Source organism: Mycobacterium hubeiense (assembly GCF_002838065.1).
Lineage (GTDB): Bacteria > Actinomycetota > Actinomycetes > Mycobacteriales > Mycobacteriaceae > Mycobacterium > Mycobacterium hubeiense.
Genome location: NZ_PIZU01000005.1, coordinates 189,307 through 206,267 on the forward strand (window position 1 = coordinate 189,307; position 16,961 = coordinate 206,267).

Here is a 16,961-nt window from a genome sequence, read left to right on the forward strand (position 1 = left end):
ACTCGCACCTGATGCGAGTGATCAACCCGTTAGGCTGTCGCTATCAACATCTCTCCGACATCGGCGTCGAACTCGCCGTCTTCGGAGTCGCGCATCGCCATCGCCTCGGGATATGTGCGGCCCTCGCGAGGCAAAGCGGCCGCGAGATAGACGATGTGGCCGACGAGATCCGGTGTGGCGTCGGCTGCCAGCGTGGCGTCGAACCCCCCGCCGGAGTGTCCCACGAGCACGCTCTTTTCGGGCGAGCCCGCCTGCAACGCAGACACGATCGCGTCGCGTCGGTTCGCCAGCGTCGACTCCTCGTCGACGCGCGCGCCGTGGCCCGGCAGATCAACGGCATACCCCGAGTGGCCCAACGCCTCAAGCTCAGCGATCGTCCGCTCCCAGCACCACGCGGCGTGAAAACCGCCGTGCACGAAGACAAACCGCATTCAGCTCAGCACCCGGACCGGGACGTTCGACCAGCCTGCGACATTCTGCATGGCCACCCGCTTGCAGTCCTCCCAGATGACTTCGTAGCGAGGCATCCGGTCGAGCAGCCGCTCCAAAGCGATCGCCGTCTCCATCCGGGCCAGTGCCGCGCCCAGGCAGCTGTGCACGCCGTACCCGAAGCCGAGATTCTGCGCCTCGGTGCGATTGCGGTCGATGTCGAAGGTGTCGGGATCGGTGAACGCCTCGGGATCGCGGTGCGCCGAAGCCTGCAACAGGAACACGGGTTTACCTTCGGGAATCGTGACGCCGTGTAGCTCAACGTCGCGCATCGACCGCCGCACGTTGTAGTGCACGGGCGGCTCGTACCGCAGCAGCTCTTCGACCGCCGCGGGGATCTTGCTGCGGTCGTCGAGCAGCTTCTGCCACTGGTCGGGATAGCGCGCAAACGTCACCGCGGCGTTTCCGACGAGCTTGGTGACCGTCTCCGCGCCCGCACCCCCGAGAAGCGTTGCGAAGCCGGCGATCTCGAAATCATCCAGGGATTCCCGCTCCCCGTCCTCGCGGGTGATCTCCGCGGCGACCAAGCGGCTGAACATGTCGTCCTGCGGGTTGGCTCGGCGCTCCTGGATCAGCTGGTAGTACAGCCCCATGGCCTCGGCGATGGCCTGCAGACCCTCTTCGGACATGTCGATCTGACCGGGCTCGCGGTGCAGCGAGGTGTCCACCCATTCCCGGACCTGCTGGCGGTATTCCTCTGGCACGCCCAGCATCTGGGTGATGACTTCAACCGGAAAGAATGCGGAGAAGTCGCTGACCACGTCGAAGCGGGTGGGGTTCGCCTTCGAGATGTACCGGTCGATGGTCTCGGTCACCATCGGCCGCATCGCCTCGATGGCCCGCGGGGTGAACACCTTGTTCACCAGGCTGCGCATGTGGCGGTGCTCAGGCGGATCCATGAGGATGATCATCTTCGCGGGCATCGGTTCATCGGACCGCACGGTCGCGAGATCCAAACCGTAAGCAGACGAATAGGTCTCGAAATCCTTGTACGCCGCCGCCACATCCGCATGCCGTGACAACGCGTAGAAGTCGTGTTCGGCGTTGTAGTAGACCGGCGCTTCCTCGCGCAGCCGCCGGTAGATCTCCCATGGCCCGTTGAAGTACTCCGGCGAAAAGGGGTCGAAGACGAGTTCGGACGTCGTCATGCGTCTTCGATCGAGATCGCCTGCCGGGGGCATTGACGCACGGCTTCCCTGACCTGGTGCTCGATTTCCGGCGTCACCTCTTCCTGCAGCACGTGCAGGTAATCCTGATCATCGAGATCGAACACCTCGGGGATGATGCCCATACACACTCCGTTGCTCTCGCAGAGCCCGAAGTCGACGACGATCTTTTGAGTCATCGCAACACCCTCACTGGCACATGGTGGTAGCCGGCGACGTTTTGCATGTGCACGCGCTCCAAGCCGTCGAAATCCACCTCGTAGCGCGGCATGAAGTCGAGCAGGTGCTCGAGCGCGATCGTCGTCTCCAGCCGGGCCAGCGCCGCGCCGAGACAACTGTGGATACCGTAGCCCAGGCCGAGATTCTGGGCCTCGGTCTTGTCCCGGGTGATGTCGAAGGTTTCGGCGTTTGTGAACGCGCGCGGGTCGCGGTTGGCGGCCGCCTTCATGAGGAACACCGGTTTGTTCGCGGGAATCGTGCCGCTGGGCACCTCGGCGTCCTTCAGGGTGAAGCGCACGTTGTACTGCACGGGGCCGACGTAGCGCAGCAGCTCCTCGACCGCGTTGGGCACCAGGCTGCGGTCATCGAGCAGCATCTGCCACTGCTCGGGATGGCGCGCGAACTCCACCACCGCGCTGCCGACCAACTTGGTGACGGTCTCGGCGCCCGCGCCACCCAGCAGCGCGACGAAGCCGGTGATCTCGACGTCGTCGAGCCTGCGCATCTCGCCGTTCTCGCCGGGGACCTCGGCGGCGATCAAGCGGCTAATCATGTCGTCCTGCGGGTTGGCCCGACGCTCCTGCACCAGGCCGTAGTAGTAGATGCCCGCGTCGATGTTGGCCTGCATGTTCTCTTCGGACAGTTCGAGCTGTCCCGGTTTGACTTCCAGGCCCTTGTCGATCCAGTGCCGGACCTGTTGGCGGTAGTCCTCCGGCACCCCGGCCATCCGGGTGATGACCTCAACGGGGAACGGACCCGAGAAGTCCTGCACCACATCGAAGTTGTCGGGATCCACCTTGGACAGGTAGTGCTCGACGAGTTCGACGACGGTGTCGCGCTGGGACTGGATCGCCCGCGGCGTGAACGCCTTGTTGAGCAGGCTGCGCATGAAGCGGTGCTCCGGGGGATCCATGAAGATGATCGACTTCTGGAAGCCCTGACCTGACTTGACCATGGACAGGTGGCATCCGCGGGTGGACGAGAACGACTCGTGGTCCTTCAGTGCCGCCGCGACGTCCGCGTGCCGGGTCAGCGCGTAGAAGTCCTGCTCTTCGTCGTAGTAGATCGGCGTCTCGTCGCGCATCCGCGCGTAGATCTCATACGGGTTGTCGAAGTACTCCTGCGAATACGGGTCGAACACCAGTTTTGGCTTGGTCATGGTCTCCTCTTTCGCGGTGGGCTGGTACCGCTTTCCGTTACGCGAGAGCGCAAATGTGTAACGTCAATAGTATGCCTCACGGGATGGCTTTTGAGAATGGAATCCGAGGCTCTTCATCGATCGATTCCCGCATTGATGACGTCATCGAGTACTCCGAGGTCGCTGTCCAGATCGGCGGCGACCTTGCGGACCACGGCGACGTCTTTGCCGATGAATTCGCCCGCCATCTCGACGAAGGCGGCGACGGATCCGCGCGCGGCTACGAATCCGCCGACGCGGCTGGCCCCGCTGCCGTGCGAGATCGAGGACAGTAGTTTCGATTCCTCGACACCGAGCCGCTCACCGAACCGGACGGCCTCGCTCAGCAGCCCGATCTGCGCGGCGAACAGCGCGTTGTTGATCAGCTTGACGCTCTGGCCGGCACCGAGCGGCCCGACATGCAGGATCGGGTCGCCGTAGCCGGCCAGCACCGGCCGGACCCGGGCCACGGCGTCGTCGGACCCGCCCACGAACAGCGCCACCTCTCCGGCGGCGATGTTGTGCGGACCGCCGCTCACCGGTGCGTCGACCACGTCGATGCCGGGGGACTGAGCGGCAATTGCCTGTGCGGTGCGGGGACTTCCGGTGGTATGGATGACAAGTGTGGTGCCCGGCTTCATCGCGGGCACCAGATCGGCGCAAACCTGCTGCACCTGCTCATCGGTGAAGACGCAGACGACGACGACGTCCGCGCCCTCGCCCACCGCGGTCAAATCGGTGACGGGTTGGGCGCCCAATTCACGGATCGCAGAGCATTTTTCGTCGCTCCGGCCGAGCGCCCGCACCTCGTGGCCGGCCTCGACGAGGCGACGGACCATGGGCGCGCCCATCCGTCCCGCCCCGACGAAACCGACGCGGGTCACCGCGGATGGTCCATCGACTTCAGCGCGGCATCGGCGGCGGTGAACACCGCGCCCTCCGGAGCCGACGCGCTGGCGGCGATGCTCGCCGCGTGGCGAACGTCCTTCTGCAACAGCGCGCCCGCGATCGGGGCCAGGTTCTCGACGGTGCCGCCGAACATCGAAATGCTGCCGAGCGCCTTGCTGGTGGCCGATCCGCCGTTGAGGACTTCGGCGAGTTTCTGCCGGGGAATGCCCAGGGATTCGCCAAGGTCCAGCGTGCTCAACGCGCTGCCCAGATTGGCGGTGAACAGCAGATTGTTCAGGATCTTGGTGACCTGGCCGCTGCCCAGCGGGCCGAGATGCACGACGGGGTCGGCATACGTGCCGAACACCGGCCGGCACCGTTCGACGACGTCCTCGTCGCCGCCGACCATGACCAGCAGTTTGCCTTCTTCGACCGCGGGCGCTCCGCCACTGACGGGGGCGTCGATGACTGAAACCCCCTGTGCTGCAGCCTTCTCGGCGATTTCACGGCAGGTGTCGGGATGCACGGTGCTGTGGATAGCGACGGTGGCACCTGAGACCAGCCCGGCCAGCACGCCGTTCTCGCCGTAGAGCACCTCGCGGACGTCGTCGTCGCCGACCACGCAGATGCATACCAGATCACTGGCCGCGCCGAGTTCGGCCGGCGACCCCGCTGTCTTCGCGGCGGTGTCCGCATACGGCTCGAGGCTGGCTTCCCGGCGCGCCCACAGCGTCGTTTCGTAGCCGCCTTCGACGATCCGTCGCGCCATGGGGCCGCCCTGGCTGCCCAGTCCGATGAATCCGACGCGCATCAACCCGCCTCCACTTCAGTGTTATTGCGTTCGTCGACACATTCGTCGACGAACGACAAGACCTTCCGGTGATAGTCCTCAGCGGCGAATCCGAGGCTGAGATTGTGTCCGGCATTGGCGATTTCGTTGGTCACGAATCGCGGGGCCGAGGTGAACATCGCGGCGATCTGGGCCAACGCCTCCGGATCGGACCGCCACACCCGCTCGTGTTCGGCGTGACTGAACTGCACCGGCACCTGTACCTGGCCGGCCAACGCCGGAAAGTCTTGGGCAGGCCAGTCTTTCACCATCGCCGCCTCGTAGGGCGCGCCGGTCGACGAGTTGGTGATCCCGGTCAGCACCTCGGCGGGATACAAGTCTGCGGGCTGCCAGAGCAGTTCGCGCAGGCCCGGCGGTCGACGCGTGGCAGTGGCCGACTTGAGCACATCGAGGGCCGCGTCCTGGTAGCGCAGGCCGGTGCCGGCCAGTTCCACGCCGAGCAGGTCGGCGCCGCGCTGATCGGCCGCCATCCGCAGCGCCAATTCGCAGCCGTTGGAATGGGCGAACAAGAACAGTCCTGCTCCGCGCGGACGGGATCCGAGCATGGTGTCGACGGCGCCGTATGCCAGCGAAACCCGTTGCTCCGGAAGCTCGATGGCGTCGAGGTAGGGCGCCGAGCTGCCGTAGCCGGGCCGGTCCAAGGCCACCACGGTGAAGCCGAGCGCCGCTCCGGTGCGCAGCAGCGACAACCGCGGATGGCCCGGGCAGTCGAAATACGCTGCGGTGCTTGCTCCGCCGTGGAAGGCAACGACCACCGCGCGCGGGTTGTCCGCCTCGCATATCAAGCCCGACATCGGTACGCCGTCGACAATGACCACTCTGGGCCTGGGAGCGCTCATGCGTCCGTCCGCATCAGGATCACGCCGCTGGGCGTCAGGCCACCGCTGCTGACGACGGCGACGCGAGCGTCTTTCACCTGGCGTTCACCGGCCTCGCCGCGCAACTGGGTGACCGCCTCGTGGATCAGGCCCATGCCGTGGGTGCGGCCGTGCGACAGCTGGCCACCGTGGGTGTTCAGCGGGATGACCCCGTCGCGGGCGATCGCCTTGCCGCCGTCGAGGAAGTCCTTCGACTCGCCGATACCGCAGAAGCCCAGCGCCTCCAGCCATGACAGGCAGTTGAAGGTGAAGCCGTCGTAGAGCTCGGCGACGTCGACATCCTTGGGCCGCAACGATGTTCGGGTCCACAGATGCGCGGACTGTCCGAGCACCTGCGGTTCGTGCGTCATCGTGGTCTGATCCCAGTCGGTGCGTTCGATGATCTGGGTGCCGACGGCCTCGAACAGCACCGGCTTTTTGGGCATGTCCTTGGCGGCGTCGACGGCCGAGACGATGACCGCGATGGCGCCGTCGCACGGCACGTCGCAGTCGTACAGCCCGAACGGCGTGGTGATCATCCGGGCATTCAGGTAGTCCTCCATCGTCATCGGATCGCGGTAGATGGCCGTCGGGTTCAGTGCGGCGTTGGCCCGCTGGTTGAGCGCGATCCAGCCGAGGGCTTCTCTCGTGGTGCCGTAACGCTCAAAGTGCCTCTGCGCGTTGAGCGCCAGTGTGTGGGCGGCCGACGTGGCACCGAACGGCATCTGCCAGCTGGAGGTGCGCGGGCCCCCCGGCGGGGCCATCTTGCCCTCCTTCATCATCTGCTGGAACGTGGCCTCCCACAGGGTGCGGAAGCACAGCACGTGACGCGCCATGCCCGTGGCGACAGCCATCATCGCGGCGATGATCGAGCCGCCCGGGCCGAAGGTGTCCATGCCGCCGTTGATCCACGTCGGGTGGATCCCCAGCGTGCCCTCGAGCGCGGTTACCCCGCCTTCGCCCATCCCGGCGATGTCCAGCCCGGGGTAGGTGGACAGCCCGTCGATATCGTCGAATGTCAGTCCGGCGTCCGCGATTGCGGCTTCACACGCCTCGACGGTGAGTGCCAGCGGCGGGACCATCAACCGGCGGCCCAGTCGCGAGGCCCCGATGCCGGTGATGGCGGAGTGCTCTTCGAACTTTTCAGTGGTCAGCGGCGGGCGGACGTGCTTGCCGAAATCCTCGGGCGCGATCTCGTCGACCGGCAGCGGTCCGGTCTCTTTGGTCGCGGTGGGACGGAACAGCGGCAGCCACACGTCCTCGATCTTCTGGAAGTCGACCTCGACGATTTGGCCGATCTCGAGCTCGTCGGGGTCGCACTCGACGATGTTGGTGGTCAACCGAACTCGGGGATCTTCGACGATGGCGACCTGGGCAATGACATAGGGCGGCGGCAGGTCGGGGAAACCGAATCGGTGGTTGACGGTGAAGGCCGACAGCGTGGCCTTGCCCGAGACGTCGCGCACGCCCATGTTGCGGCTGCGGCAGTACCGGCAGACGGGCGCCGGGGGATGGATCAGCGCCTCGCAGTCCTGGCATTCCTGGATGCGCAGCACACCGTCGGAGCCCGCGGTCCAGAAGTATTCGTTCGCGGGAGTGAGTTGGGGAAGTGGTCTGGTCACCGGACGAAACCCCAAACCGCTTCGTTGTCCTCGGATTTCGGTTCGGGTTCGGCCGCTTCCGTGTCGCCGTGTGCAGGCGTGCCGTCGTCGGACGGCCGGTGTTCGCCCATGTAGATGATCGCGTGAACCGGACAGTCGAGCAGCGCGCGCATCACCGCGTCACGGTCCTTCTCCGGGACGGTGCCGTCGCCGATCAACGACGCGTAACCCCAGTCGTCGAGCGAGAAGTACTCCGGGGCGTGCTTGGCGCAGACCCCGAAGCCGTCGCAGATCGTCCGGTCAAGGCGAATCCTCAAGCCGTCACTCATGATTGGGCCATCGCCTCCGCTTCGTAGGGCCGCTTGGCCAGGAACGGACCACTGCGGCAGGACGGACAATCGCCAGCCAGATGGCGGGCGATGACCTGCGGGAACTGCCGCAGCAGACTGGCGGCGATATTCGTCGCGCCGTCGAGCGTGCCGCAGGCCCCGCGACCGCGCAGCACGACTGACCACCGCTCGAGCCGGGCCAGATCCTCGTCGGCGGCCACGCCGTCACGCAGTGCCGAGGTGACGGCGCTCATCGCCGCGGTGCCGTTGAAGCAGGACCCGCACTGGCCGGCGTTCTCACGGTCGAAGTAGGCCATCACCGAGGCGGCCACGGCGACTGGGCAGTCGTCGGTCAGGATCGAGATCGCCCCGCAGCCCAGGCCGCTGCCGAGCCGGCGGATCGTCTCGTGATCCAGTGTCGCGTCGAGGATGTCGGTGTTGACCAGCCCGGCGAAGTAGCCGCCCATCAGCGCGCCGCGCACCGAGTCTGCGCTCACTCCGTGCACCTTGAGCAGATCGGAAAACGCTGCGCCGTGCGGAATCTCGTAGAGAGCCGGCGGTCGGCCTGCGCCAGTGATCGTCGCGAGGAAAGTTCCTGGGGACATCGGCGTTCCGACCGCCCGGAACCCCTCGGCCCCGTGTTCGAGGATGTACGGCAGATTGGCCAGCGTTTCGACATTGCTGACCATCGTCGACAAGCCCAACACGCCCTCCTCGAACGGGCGTGGCGGCTTGTCAGTCGGTTTGGCGGGTCCGCCGTTGATGCGACGCACGGCCGCCGTCTCTTCACCGGCGACGTAGCCGGGTTCTACGGTCACCACTGTCACCGATACGCCCTCGAATACCGCGGGCTCGAGCTCGGCCAGCGCGTCTGTCACCGCGGCGGCCGAGCGTTCGTCGGAGACGTAGACATAGGCACGTGTGGCGCTGACGACCGTCGTGGCGAGACGGAGCCCGTCGAGCACGAGGTGCGGCCGGTGGCGAAGCAGCCAGCGGTCTTTCACCGATGCGGGTTCGCCCTCTTCACCGTTGGCGACGACCACTGTCTCGGCGCCGCGTCGGCCGGCGTCGCGCACCGTGCGCAGCTTGGTCGCGAGCGGAAAGGCCGCGCCGCCACGCCCGAGAAGGCCGGACAGGTCGACCTGCTCGAGCAGCGCGTCCGCGTCCTTGAGACTGCGATAGCCGCCCGACCGCACATAGTCGGCGTACTCCTCGACCCCACGTTGTGATGGGCGCAGCAGTCGCGGCGAGCAGTCCGGCCACGCGGCCACGACCAGATCGGTTGCGGTGGAGGTCATGACATGGCCTTTTCATCCGCGGATAGGCTGACGGACATGAGGACTGCGGTGGTGCGCGTCGACGTCGACCCGGCGGGCGACCTCACGCCGGAGCAATTAGGCGACGGCATGTCCAACCTCCGCGCGCTGGCCGGCTCTTCGGGTATCGACGTGCTCGACGTCGATCTGGCTGCGATGCCGGTGCGGCGTCGCCAAGTGCAGCTGCTGATCGCCGGAAGCGATACAGATGCCGTCACTGCTGTCGGTATCGAGCTGTGCGCCAAGGCGTTCGGCACGATACCCGCCGCGGGAGTGGTCACCTACGTCAGCCGTGGCACCGACGATGACGCCCAAGGTGTGCTGGCCCGGTTCGGGCTCGCCGGTGACATCGAACGAGTCCCGGGCGACGAGGGTTTCGACGTCGTGTACGTGACGCTGAGCAAGGTCGATCTCGAACGCATTCCGGAAAGCCGTATCCATACGGCGCTCGAAGCGTCGCTGAACTGTGAGGTGCACATCCGCACGGTGTAGCCGGTCAGCGGCGACGCGACCGTGCGATTTCATACGGAACACGCCGTTCGTCGCGGATGAAACTGCACACTCACGAGTGTCGGGAACATGCGAGCGCTTCATCAGCTGTCCAAGAACTTCAGGATCGCCGGGGCGGCCTGCACCCACGTGTCGAACATGTTGAACCGCTTCACCTTTCCTGAAGCGCGGGCCTCGCCGGCGCGTTCCCAGGCGTCTTCGGGCCACGGCGGATCGATCAGCTGCGACCCCTTGATCAGACAGCTCACCTCCAGCGAGGTGCGTTTCGGGTGGTCCAGGTCGTTCTCCCCGCCGCGGATGATCAACGTCGGCACCGTGATGTTGTCGAACATCTCGTCCTCGACCCCGGGGATGGTCTGGCCGGGCTTGGGCACAAAGGCGTTGAGCCAGCGCAACATCAACTTCAGGAACTGGTCCGGATCCTGGGCCAGGAAGCGGTCGCGGTTGGCCGGATTCTCGGCGATGCGTTCCTTCCACTCGTCGACGCCGATGACGCCTCGCATGCCGGCGCCCCGCACCGCGAGAATGCTCGGCACGATGTAGTAGGAGCCCAACACGAACGAGCCGTACACGCCGCCGACGATGTTCCACACCACCAGCTTCTTCACGATGTCCGGGTACAGCATCGTGGTCAGCATCGAATCCCGCGCGCCGCCAGAACCGCCCGCGATGATGCACGGCCCGATATCGAGCTTGGTGATCATGGCTGCCAATGTCTCGGCCCGCATGTGGGATTCGCTCTGGCCGTAGAACTGCACGTCGGATTTGCCGCAGTTGGGCCGGTCCCACAGCAGCACCCGGTAGCCGCCCTTGACCAACGCCTGGGCCAAGGGTCGCAGGCCGGGAATGTCCTTGCTGAACCGGCCGCCCGGCGTCAGTGCGATGAAATCGCCTGACCTGCCGAGGATCTCGTAGACGACGTTGCCGCCGTTGATCTCGATGGTCTTCTCGCCGCGCTTGAGCTGCGGGGTGCCAAGGATCGCCGTCATGCGGCCTCCTCGCAGGCTCGGACGCCGCATTCTGTGCCGATGATTCGCTCGCGAGCGTCGCTCATGCCTGCACCAACACCTCGTTGCCGACGATCCGGACCGGGTAGGTGCGGATGCTCCACTCCGGCTTGACCGCGGTGGTGCCCGTCGCGAGTTCGAAACCCCACTGGTGCCACGGGCAGTAGATGAACTCGAGATCGCGGACCATCACCGCGTCGCCGGGCACGCTCTCGTCGACGATGGTGCGTCCGCGCGGGCGGCCCGAACACAACGGCCCACCCTCGTGCGGGCAGTAGTTCGCGATCGCGTAGAAGGTGCCGTTGACGTTGTACACACCCACGCCGTGGCGTCCGATCGGCACGAGTTTGTGTGTGCCCGGCGGGATCTCGTCCACCGTGGCGACGACATGCTCGCGCCCCTGGGCTAGCCGGGGCGTTTTCTTCTCGTCGGCCAACTCAGAACACCCGAACCTGGCCCTCGAGGGCCGGCACCGTCTCGGGCAGCTTGTAGGTCTGAATGCCGTTGCGGAACATCACAGCCTCACGGGCGTGCTCCGGCAAGTGCTTGACCAGCCACCGCGGGTCGTCGAACGTCCAGTGCGGGTAGTCCGACGAGAACAGCAGGATCTTCTCGCATTCCATCCACTCGAACGCCCGGGTGAGCTCCGTCTTGTCCTCGGGATAGTCCAGCGGCTGGGTGGTGAACTTGATGTGGTCCTTGACGTACTCGGACGGCTTGCGCTTGATGTCCATCCATGACTTGCGGGCTTCGTAGAGCGCGTCCATCCGCCACATCAGCGGCAGGATCCAGGTGAACGCGTGCTCGACGAAAACGATTCGCAGCGCGGGGAATCGGTCGAAAACCCCGTCGAAGATCAGGCTCATCACCTGGTTCGCGGCCAACAGCGAGTAGGTGACCATGAAGTCGTGGTTGTAGCTGGGCATGCCCACCGGCGGCATCGGCAGCTCCTCGTGGTGGCTGCGCGACAGGTGGCAGCTCACCGGCATATCGTGCTTGGTGGCGGCGGCCCACAGCGGGTCGTACTGCGGATGACCCCACGACGGGCGCGGCTCGGCCTTGATCAGGATCTGCCCCATGTAGGGGTGTCCGGCCAGGCGCTCGATTTCGCGTGCGCCGGCTTCCGGCTCCTCGATCGCGACACAGATTGAGCCACGCCAGCGTTCGTGCCAGTTGTTGTGGCTGTCGAGCCAGTGGTTGACCTGCCAGTCGTTCAGACCGACCGACATCGCGTGGTTCGCCTCGGGCAGGCGAGCCGGATACGCGGCGGGCTCCAGGATCGCGATGTCGGCGCCGGCCTCCATGATCAATTGCTTGAAGGCCATATCGGGGTCGCTACAGGCGAATTCGCCGTCGGGCGGGAAGGCGTCGGCGCGCATCGCGTAGGTGTGCGCGTAGTCCGGGGCGTCGTAATAGATCTGCTCGCCCACCTTGCGGTTGAGGAAGTACTTGCTGCGCCACGGTTCTGGGATGTACTGAACCAGTTCGCCGCGGCGTGGCGTCGGATGCACGTCGGAGTCGACACAGCGGACGGCGATGCGCTCGGCTGCCGGCTTCCGCTCTGTGGTTGTCACGGTCATCGTGGTCTCCTTGATCGCGGATTCATCCGATTGTGACGCCGGCTTCGACGTCTATCCCGTAGAGCTGTGCGGCGTTTCGCCAGCACAACTTGTCGCGTTGGACGGCCGAGTACGCACTGGGCACCTTCAGCTCGTTGAGCTGCCAGTGCGGATAGCTCGAGCCGTACATCACCATGTCGTCTTTGCCGGTGAAGCCGAACCACTCACCGGCGAAGTCGGTGTCGCCGGGGCCGTCGAGCGCGCCCTGCACGAAAAACACATGGCCGGGCAGGTAGTCGCTGGGCATCTTCGGCGCCCACGGCGTCTGTTCGAGATGCGGACGCCCGAAGCAGTCCATCCGCCACATGAACGGCGTCAGCAAGTCGGCGGCCCCGTCGGCCCAGACGAACTTCAGCGCGGGCATTCGTTCGAATACCCCTTCGGCGATCATGTTCATCAGGTGATACAGGTAGTTCAGCGCCATGAAGCCGACGTACTGCTCGTAGGTGCGGGTGTTTCCCGACGGGGTCGGCGCCGCTGAGATGCCCGCCCCCACCTCGATGTGCACGGCCACCGGCAGATTCGCGTCTATGGCCGCCTCCCACAGCGGCCAGAACTGCGGTTTGCCGTAGAGCTCCCGCGATTGCAGTGGCACGCCGAGCTGCACCACCCGTGGGTGGTCCTTGTACTTGTCGATCTCCCGCAGAGAGCCCGCGATGTCGTCGGGGTTGACTCGGATCGTGCCGCGGAACCGCTCACCGTAGGTGCTGTGCTCGAGCCACCGCGACACCAGCATCTCGTTGTGGGCCGCCGCCAGCGCCGTGCCCAGATGACGGTCGGGCATGATGCCGCGGCTCATCGGATGCAGGACAGCGACATCGACCCCGCGCAGTTCGAACAGGTGCCCGCCGACGAGGTCGGGATCCGAACCCGGATACTCGTGATCCGGGCCCTCGGTGCCGGGCGCGTATTCGCCGCCGGGTGCGCCGTACCAGTCCATCTCGTAGTCGGGGAAGCCGCGGCTCTTGAACGGCTCACGAAGGACGCCGCGCAAGTCCTTATTGGACTTGAAGAAGATGTGCACGCTGGCGTCGATGACGGGAGTTGTTGCTCCGTCAGGATGTTGGATCACTCAAGCCCTCCGCGGTCCGTCCGGCTGGCTGGCCGACGCACGCGGGAACAGCACGGTGCGTCGAGACCGGACATAGACCCAGTGTAGATCCTAGTTCTTCAAAGGCAAGAATATTGTTCTCCAACCCGTCACTCGCATCCGCGCAGGTGAAAGTGTCTGCTGGTCAGTCGCTCAGCGCCACGCTTATGGAACGTGATAGTTAGTTTGAGAGAACGTCTAAACGTCTCAGGAGAATGTTATTCTCCAATCGACGCGACATCGCACCAGGAGGCGCGGATGCTACTCGAGTTCGACGCTGATCAGCGGCTATGGCAGGAGACCGTGCGGGATGCGGTGACCAAGCAATGCCCCCCGACGCTGGTCCGCAGCGTGGCCGAAGACGGCGTGGACCCCGCTCAGCTGTGGGAAACCTACGTCGACGCGGGCTGGACGGAGCTGACCGATCCGGAAAACGCAGTCGAACTGGCCATCGTGTGCGAGGAGCTGGGCCGGGCCACCGATCCCACCCCGTACCTGGCCACCATGACGCAGTTCGCGCCGCTGGTCGGGGACCGGTTCGACGCGGCGCAGGCGGGGGCCGCGATCTACAGCGGCGTCACGGTACACCGCGACGCCACGGGCTGGGTGCTCGACGGCACGGCGCGCTATGTCCTGGACGCCGACCGGGCCGAGCGGCTGGCCGTGGTGACCGAGGCCGGCGTGTTTCTGGTCAGTGCGGGCGACGTGGCGCTCAGGCGCAGCCCGGTGTTCGACCCGGTGTTGCACATCGCCGACGTGTCCTTTTCCGGTGTGCGCGTGGCCGACACCGAGCGGCTGCCCACCGATGCGGAGAAGGCGCGCCACCTCGCGCTGACCGGCATGGCGATCACGACTGTCGGTGCGTGCCAACGCATTCTGGATCTGGTGCTCGAACATGTGAAGCAGCGCCAGCAGTTCGGGGTTGCGATCGGGACGTTTCAGGCGGTGCAGCACAAGGCCGTCGACATGCACGTCGCGATCGAGCGGGCCCGCGCGCTGTCGTATTTCGCCGCACTGACGATCGCGGCCGACGATCCGCGGCGCCGGCTGGCCGCGGCGATGGCCAAAGCCTCGGCTGGAGAGTGCCAGGCGCTGGTGTTCCGTCACGGCCTGCAGCTGTTCGGCGCCATGGGATTCACCTGGGAGAACGACCTCCAGTTCGCGCTGAAGCGGGCCAAGGCCGGCGAGCTGATGCTGGGCGGCGCCGCCGAACACCGCGCGACGATCGCTGCGGAATACAGGAGTTTCTGATGCAGCTGACGTTTGATTCCGACGTCGAGGAGTTCCGCGCCGAGTTCGCGGCGTTTCTCGACGAGAACCTGCCGCCGCAGGCCCTCACCCAGGAGCGGCCGCGCTCGGTGTCGCATATGCCGCAGTGGGCACGCGATTGGCAGCGACTGCTGTTCGACAACGGCTGGCTGCTGCCGGCCCAGCCGCCGGAGTTCGGCGGCCGCAATGCGACGGTGCTGCAGCAATTCGTGCACCTCGACGAGCTGTGCCGTCGGCGCATCTACCACAGCTTCAACCCGCAAGGCGTGAACATCGTTGCGGCATCGCTGATTTCGTTCGGCAGCGACGAGCAGAAGCACCGCTGGGCGGTGCCGGTGCTCAAGGGTGAGATGACCGCGTCGCTGGGCATGAGCGAGCCGAGCGCGGGATCCGACCTGGCCTCGCTGCGGACCCGCGCTCAGTTTGTTTCCGACGTGGAAGGCGATCACTTCGTGGTCAACGGCCAGAAAGTGTGGACCTCAGGCGCCCACGACGCGGACTTCCTGCTGGCGTTCGTGCGCACCGACCCGGATGCGCCGAAGCACAAGGGCATCAGCGCGCTGATCATCCCGACCGACACCCCCGGTGTGGTGTGCCGGCCGTTCGCCGACATGTGCGGTCAGGACAACCTCGACTTCAACGAGGTGTTCTTCACCGACGCTAAGGTCCCCGCGGAGAACCTGGTGGGGCCGCTCAACGGTGGGTGGGCCGTCGCCAATGGCTCGCTGGGACATGAGCGCACGATGATGTGGCTCGGATTCGCCGACCGGATCGACAACATGATCGCCGACTTCCGGCCCCGCACGGCGCTGGAACGGGATCAGTACGCGACGACGATCATGGACTACCAGGCGTTGCGGGCCATGGGTTCGGCGGCGCTGGCGCGGGCCGCGCGCGGGGAGATGGACACCGCGTCGGTGTCGGTGCTCAAGCTGTTCGGCTCGGAAGCGGAGCGTCAGGCGATGGAGAACGCGCTGACGGCTGCGGGCGCGGACGGCCTGGTGCATCCGTCGATGACGGGGCCCTACGAGCACATGAACCTCGACCACTACTTCGCGAGCTGGTTCGAGCGCTACGCCCGCAGCTTCGGCGGCACCATCGCAGGCGGCACCTCCGAGATTCAGCGCAACATCATCGCCACCCAAGTGCTCGGTCTGCCGCGGCGCTGAGTCCAGGGGCCGAGGCGCTGCACATCGACCGGCCGCAGGCCGGTGTCGTGGTGCTGCAACTCAACCGGCCCAAACAACTCAACGCGATCAACGAGGTCATGCGCACTGAGTTGGCGCAGACGCTCACCGAGATCGCCACCGACGCCGGCGCGCACGCCGTCGTGCTGACCGGCGCCGGCCGCGGGTTCTGCTCCGGCATCGACGTGCGCAACTTCGGCCCCGCAGTCCCCGAAGCGTCCGCCCCGGCGATCGACCGCATGCGGTTCCAGGAGGCGATGGCCGCACTGCCGCAAGCGATCCGGGACATGCCGCAGCCGGTGATCGCGGCCGTGAACGGGCCGTGCGTTGGGGCGGGGCTCGCGTTGTGCCTCGCCGCGGACATCCGCATCTGCTCGACGTCGGCGACGTTCGGTAACGCCGCGATCCTGCTCGGATTGTCGGGCGCGGAGATGGGAATGAGCTACCACCTGCCGCGCGTCCAGCTACCGCATCTCTGGTGACCGCGGCACGGGCCGCTTCTTCAACATCACCGTGCAGGGACCGCGCCGGGATGGCCCGGACGTGCTGCACGAGCCGTTCGGCGACGTACCCGAAGCCAACCTGTTGGGGCACCAACTCAGTACCGGGGCCGACGGCAGCGTCGAGATCTACGTCGGCGGCGAGCAGCGCGGGCCGAACTGGCTGCCCACCACGCCTGAATCACGAAAGCTGTTCATCCGCCGGGGATTTGACGACTGGGATGAGCGGCCGGCCCGCCTGCAGATCGAGCGGGTGGACATGGCGTCCCCGAAGCCCCTGCCGACCGTCAAGGGCATGATTGCCGCGATGGGCTGGGCCGGCGATTTCGTCACCGGGCTGATGACCGACTGGCCCGAATTTCCGTTCACCTACGGCGGCGTCGACGCCGCCCATCCCAACAGCTTTCCGGACGTCACAACGACGGCCGCGGACGACAAACGCGGCCGGACGGCGGCCAACATGCACTGGGTGCTCGCCCCCGACGAAGCGCTCGTCATCGAATTCGACACCCACGACGGGCTGTGGTCGCTGACGAATATGGGGGTGTTCTTCAACAGCATGGACTATCTCTATCGGCCCGTCAGCTACACGCCGAGCCGCACAACGGTCGACGGTGACGGCAAGGTGCGGCTGATCCTGGCCCACGATGACCCGGGCTATCACAACTGGATGGACACGCAGGGCTTCGAGCGGGGCAACGTCACCTACCGCCACATGCTCGAGGGACAGCCCGCCGTCTTGCGCACGCGGGTGGTCAAACGGGATGGGCTCGCCGATGCGCTGCCGCCCGATACCGCGACGGTGACCCCGGCTGAGCGCACCGCGCAGATGTGGGCCCGCTTCAACGGGATCCGCCACCGCTATTGGTGATTTCGGCGCGCGCGGT

16 protein-coding genes and 3 pseudogenes are annotated in these 16,961 nt (G+C 66.1%); 5 read left to right on the plus strand and 14 right to left on the minus strand.

What is annotated here, in order from left to right; all coding sequences use genetic code 11:
- Positions 1 to 44 precede the first annotated feature (44 nt).
- The 10 genes and pseudogenes from CWS39_RS06755 to CWS39_RS06800 form a co-directional block, all read right to left on the minus strand.
- Positions 45 to 431, minus strand: a pseudogene (locus CWS39_RS06755) (alpha/beta fold hydrolase); the annotation flags it as partial.
- Positions 432 to 1,637: a cytochrome P450 gene (locus tag CWS39_RS06760; protein ID WP_102142119.1), complete on the minus strand. Its 1,206-nt coding sequence runs from the start codon at positions 1,635 to 1,637 to the stop codon at positions 432 to 434. It lies immediately after the preceding pseudogene.
- A complete protein-coding gene (locus CWS39_RS06765) occupies positions 1,634 to 1,834 on the minus strand; it encodes a ferredoxin (RefSeq protein WP_102142120.1) in 201 nt (66 codons plus the stop codon). The genes CWS39_RS06760 and CWS39_RS06765 overlap by 4 nt, the downstream gene beginning before the upstream one ends.
- The gene (locus CWS39_RS06770) at positions 1,831 to 3,033 is read right to left on the minus strand and encodes a cytochrome P450 (protein ID WP_102142121.1); all 1,203 of its coding nucleotides are present in this window, start codon (positions 3,031 to 3,033) and stop codon (positions 1,831 to 1,833) included. The genes CWS39_RS06765 and CWS39_RS06770 overlap by 4 nt, the downstream gene beginning before the upstream one ends.
- Before the next feature lie 113 nt (positions 3,034 to 3,146).
- Positions 3,147 to 3,935: an NAD(P)-dependent oxidoreductase gene (locus tag CWS39_RS06775; RefSeq protein ID WP_102142122.1), complete on the minus strand. Its 789-nt coding sequence runs from the start codon at positions 3,933 to 3,935 to the stop codon at positions 3,147 to 3,149.
- Positions 3,932 to 4,750, minus strand: coding sequence for an NAD(P)-dependent oxidoreductase (locus CWS39_RS06780; protein ID WP_102142123.1), 819 nt, complete (start codon positions 4,748 to 4,750; stop codon positions 3,932 to 3,934). The genes CWS39_RS06775 and CWS39_RS06780 overlap by 4 nt, the downstream gene beginning before the upstream one ends.
- Complete coding sequence (locus CWS39_RS06785; protein WP_102142124.1) at positions 4,750 to 5,628, minus strand: alpha/beta hydrolase; 879 nt, start codon at positions 5,626 to 5,628, stop codon at positions 4,750 to 4,752. The genes CWS39_RS06780 and CWS39_RS06785 overlap by 1 nt, the downstream gene beginning before the upstream one ends.
- Positions 5,625 to 7,268, minus strand: coding sequence for a thiolase C-terminal domain-containing protein (locus CWS39_RS06790; protein ID WP_102142125.1), 1,644 nt, complete (start codon positions 7,266 to 7,268; stop codon positions 5,625 to 5,627). The genes CWS39_RS06785 and CWS39_RS06790 overlap by 4 nt, the downstream gene beginning before the upstream one ends.
- Entirely contained in the window at positions 7,265 to 7,564 is a 300-nt protein-coding gene (locus CWS39_RS06795; RefSeq protein ID WP_199177994.1) for a ferredoxin, read from the minus strand. The genes CWS39_RS06790 and CWS39_RS06795 overlap by 4 nt, the downstream gene beginning before the upstream one ends.
- A gap of 8 nt (positions 7,565 to 7,572) precedes the next feature.
- On the minus strand, positions 7,573 to 8,874 hold the full coding sequence (locus CWS39_RS06800; protein WP_102142127.1) for an NADH-ubiquinone oxidoreductase-F iron-sulfur binding region domain-containing protein: 1,302 nt from the start codon (positions 8,872 to 8,874) through the stop codon (positions 7,573 to 7,575).
- Between the two features lie 36 nt (positions 8,875 to 8,910).
- On the opposite strand from CWS39_RS06800, the gene CWS39_RS06805 reads away from it, so the two are divergent.
- Positions 8,911 to 9,384, plus strand: coding sequence for a hypothetical protein (locus tag CWS39_RS06805; protein WP_102142128.1), 474 nt, complete (start codon positions 8,911 to 8,913; stop codon positions 9,382 to 9,384).
- 101 nt (positions 9,385 to 9,485) lie between these two features.
- Here CWS39_RS06805 and CWS39_RS06810 read toward each other — a convergent pair whose 3' ends face one another.
- The 4 genes from CWS39_RS06810 to CWS39_RS06825 all read right to left on the minus strand — a co-directional run bounded on the left by CWS39_RS06810 (position 9,486) and on the right by CWS39_RS06825 (position 13,100).
- On the minus strand, positions 9,486 to 10,391 hold the full coding sequence (locus CWS39_RS06810) for an alpha/beta fold hydrolase (protein WP_102142129.1): 906 nt from the start codon (positions 10,389 to 10,391) through the stop codon (positions 9,486 to 9,488).
- A gap of 61 nt (positions 10,392 to 10,452) precedes the next feature.
- Complete coding sequence (locus CWS39_RS06815) at positions 10,453 to 10,845, minus strand: Rieske (2Fe-2S) protein (protein ID WP_102142130.1); 393 nt, start codon at positions 10,843 to 10,845, stop codon at positions 10,453 to 10,455.
- A 1-nt stretch (position 10,846) separates the two neighbouring features.
- On the minus strand, positions 10,847 to 11,989 hold the full coding sequence (locus CWS39_RS06820; protein WP_102142131.1) for an amidohydrolase family protein: 1,143 nt from the start codon (positions 11,987 to 11,989) through the stop codon (positions 10,847 to 10,849).
- A gap of 22 nt (positions 11,990 to 12,011) precedes the next feature.
- Complete coding sequence (locus CWS39_RS06825) at positions 12,012 to 13,100, minus strand: amidohydrolase family protein (protein WP_102142132.1); 1,089 nt, start codon at positions 13,098 to 13,100, stop codon at positions 12,012 to 12,014.
- 276 nt (positions 13,101 to 13,376) lie between these two features.
- On the opposite strand from CWS39_RS06825, the gene CWS39_RS06830 reads away from it, so the two are divergent.
- The 4 genes and pseudogenes from CWS39_RS06830 to CWS39_RS06845 all read left to right on the plus strand — a co-directional run.
- Complete coding sequence (locus tag CWS39_RS06830; RefSeq protein WP_102142133.1) at positions 13,377 to 14,369, plus strand: acyl-CoA dehydrogenase family protein; 993 nt, start codon at positions 13,377 to 13,379, stop codon at positions 14,367 to 14,369.
- Positions 14,369 to 15,556 carry an acyl-CoA dehydrogenase family protein gene (locus CWS39_RS06835; RefSeq protein ID WP_102142134.1) on the plus strand — a complete coding sequence of 396 codons (1,188 nt, stop codon included), beginning with the start codon at positions 14,369 to 14,371 and terminating at the stop codon, positions 15,554 to 15,556. The genes CWS39_RS06830 and CWS39_RS06835 overlap by 1 nt, the downstream gene beginning before the upstream one ends.
- Before the next feature lie 17 nt (positions 15,557 to 15,573).
- Positions 15,574 to 16,035: pseudogene (locus CWS39_RS06840) on the plus strand (enoyl-CoA hydratase/isomerase family protein); the annotation flags it as partial.
- Positions 16,034 to 16,945 (plus strand): annotated as a pseudogene (locus CWS39_RS06845) (DUF1214 domain-containing protein); the annotation flags it as partial. The pseudogenes CWS39_RS06840 and CWS39_RS06845, both read left to right, overlap by 2 nt.
- Between the last annotated feature and the right edge of the window lie 16 nt (positions 16,946 to 16,961).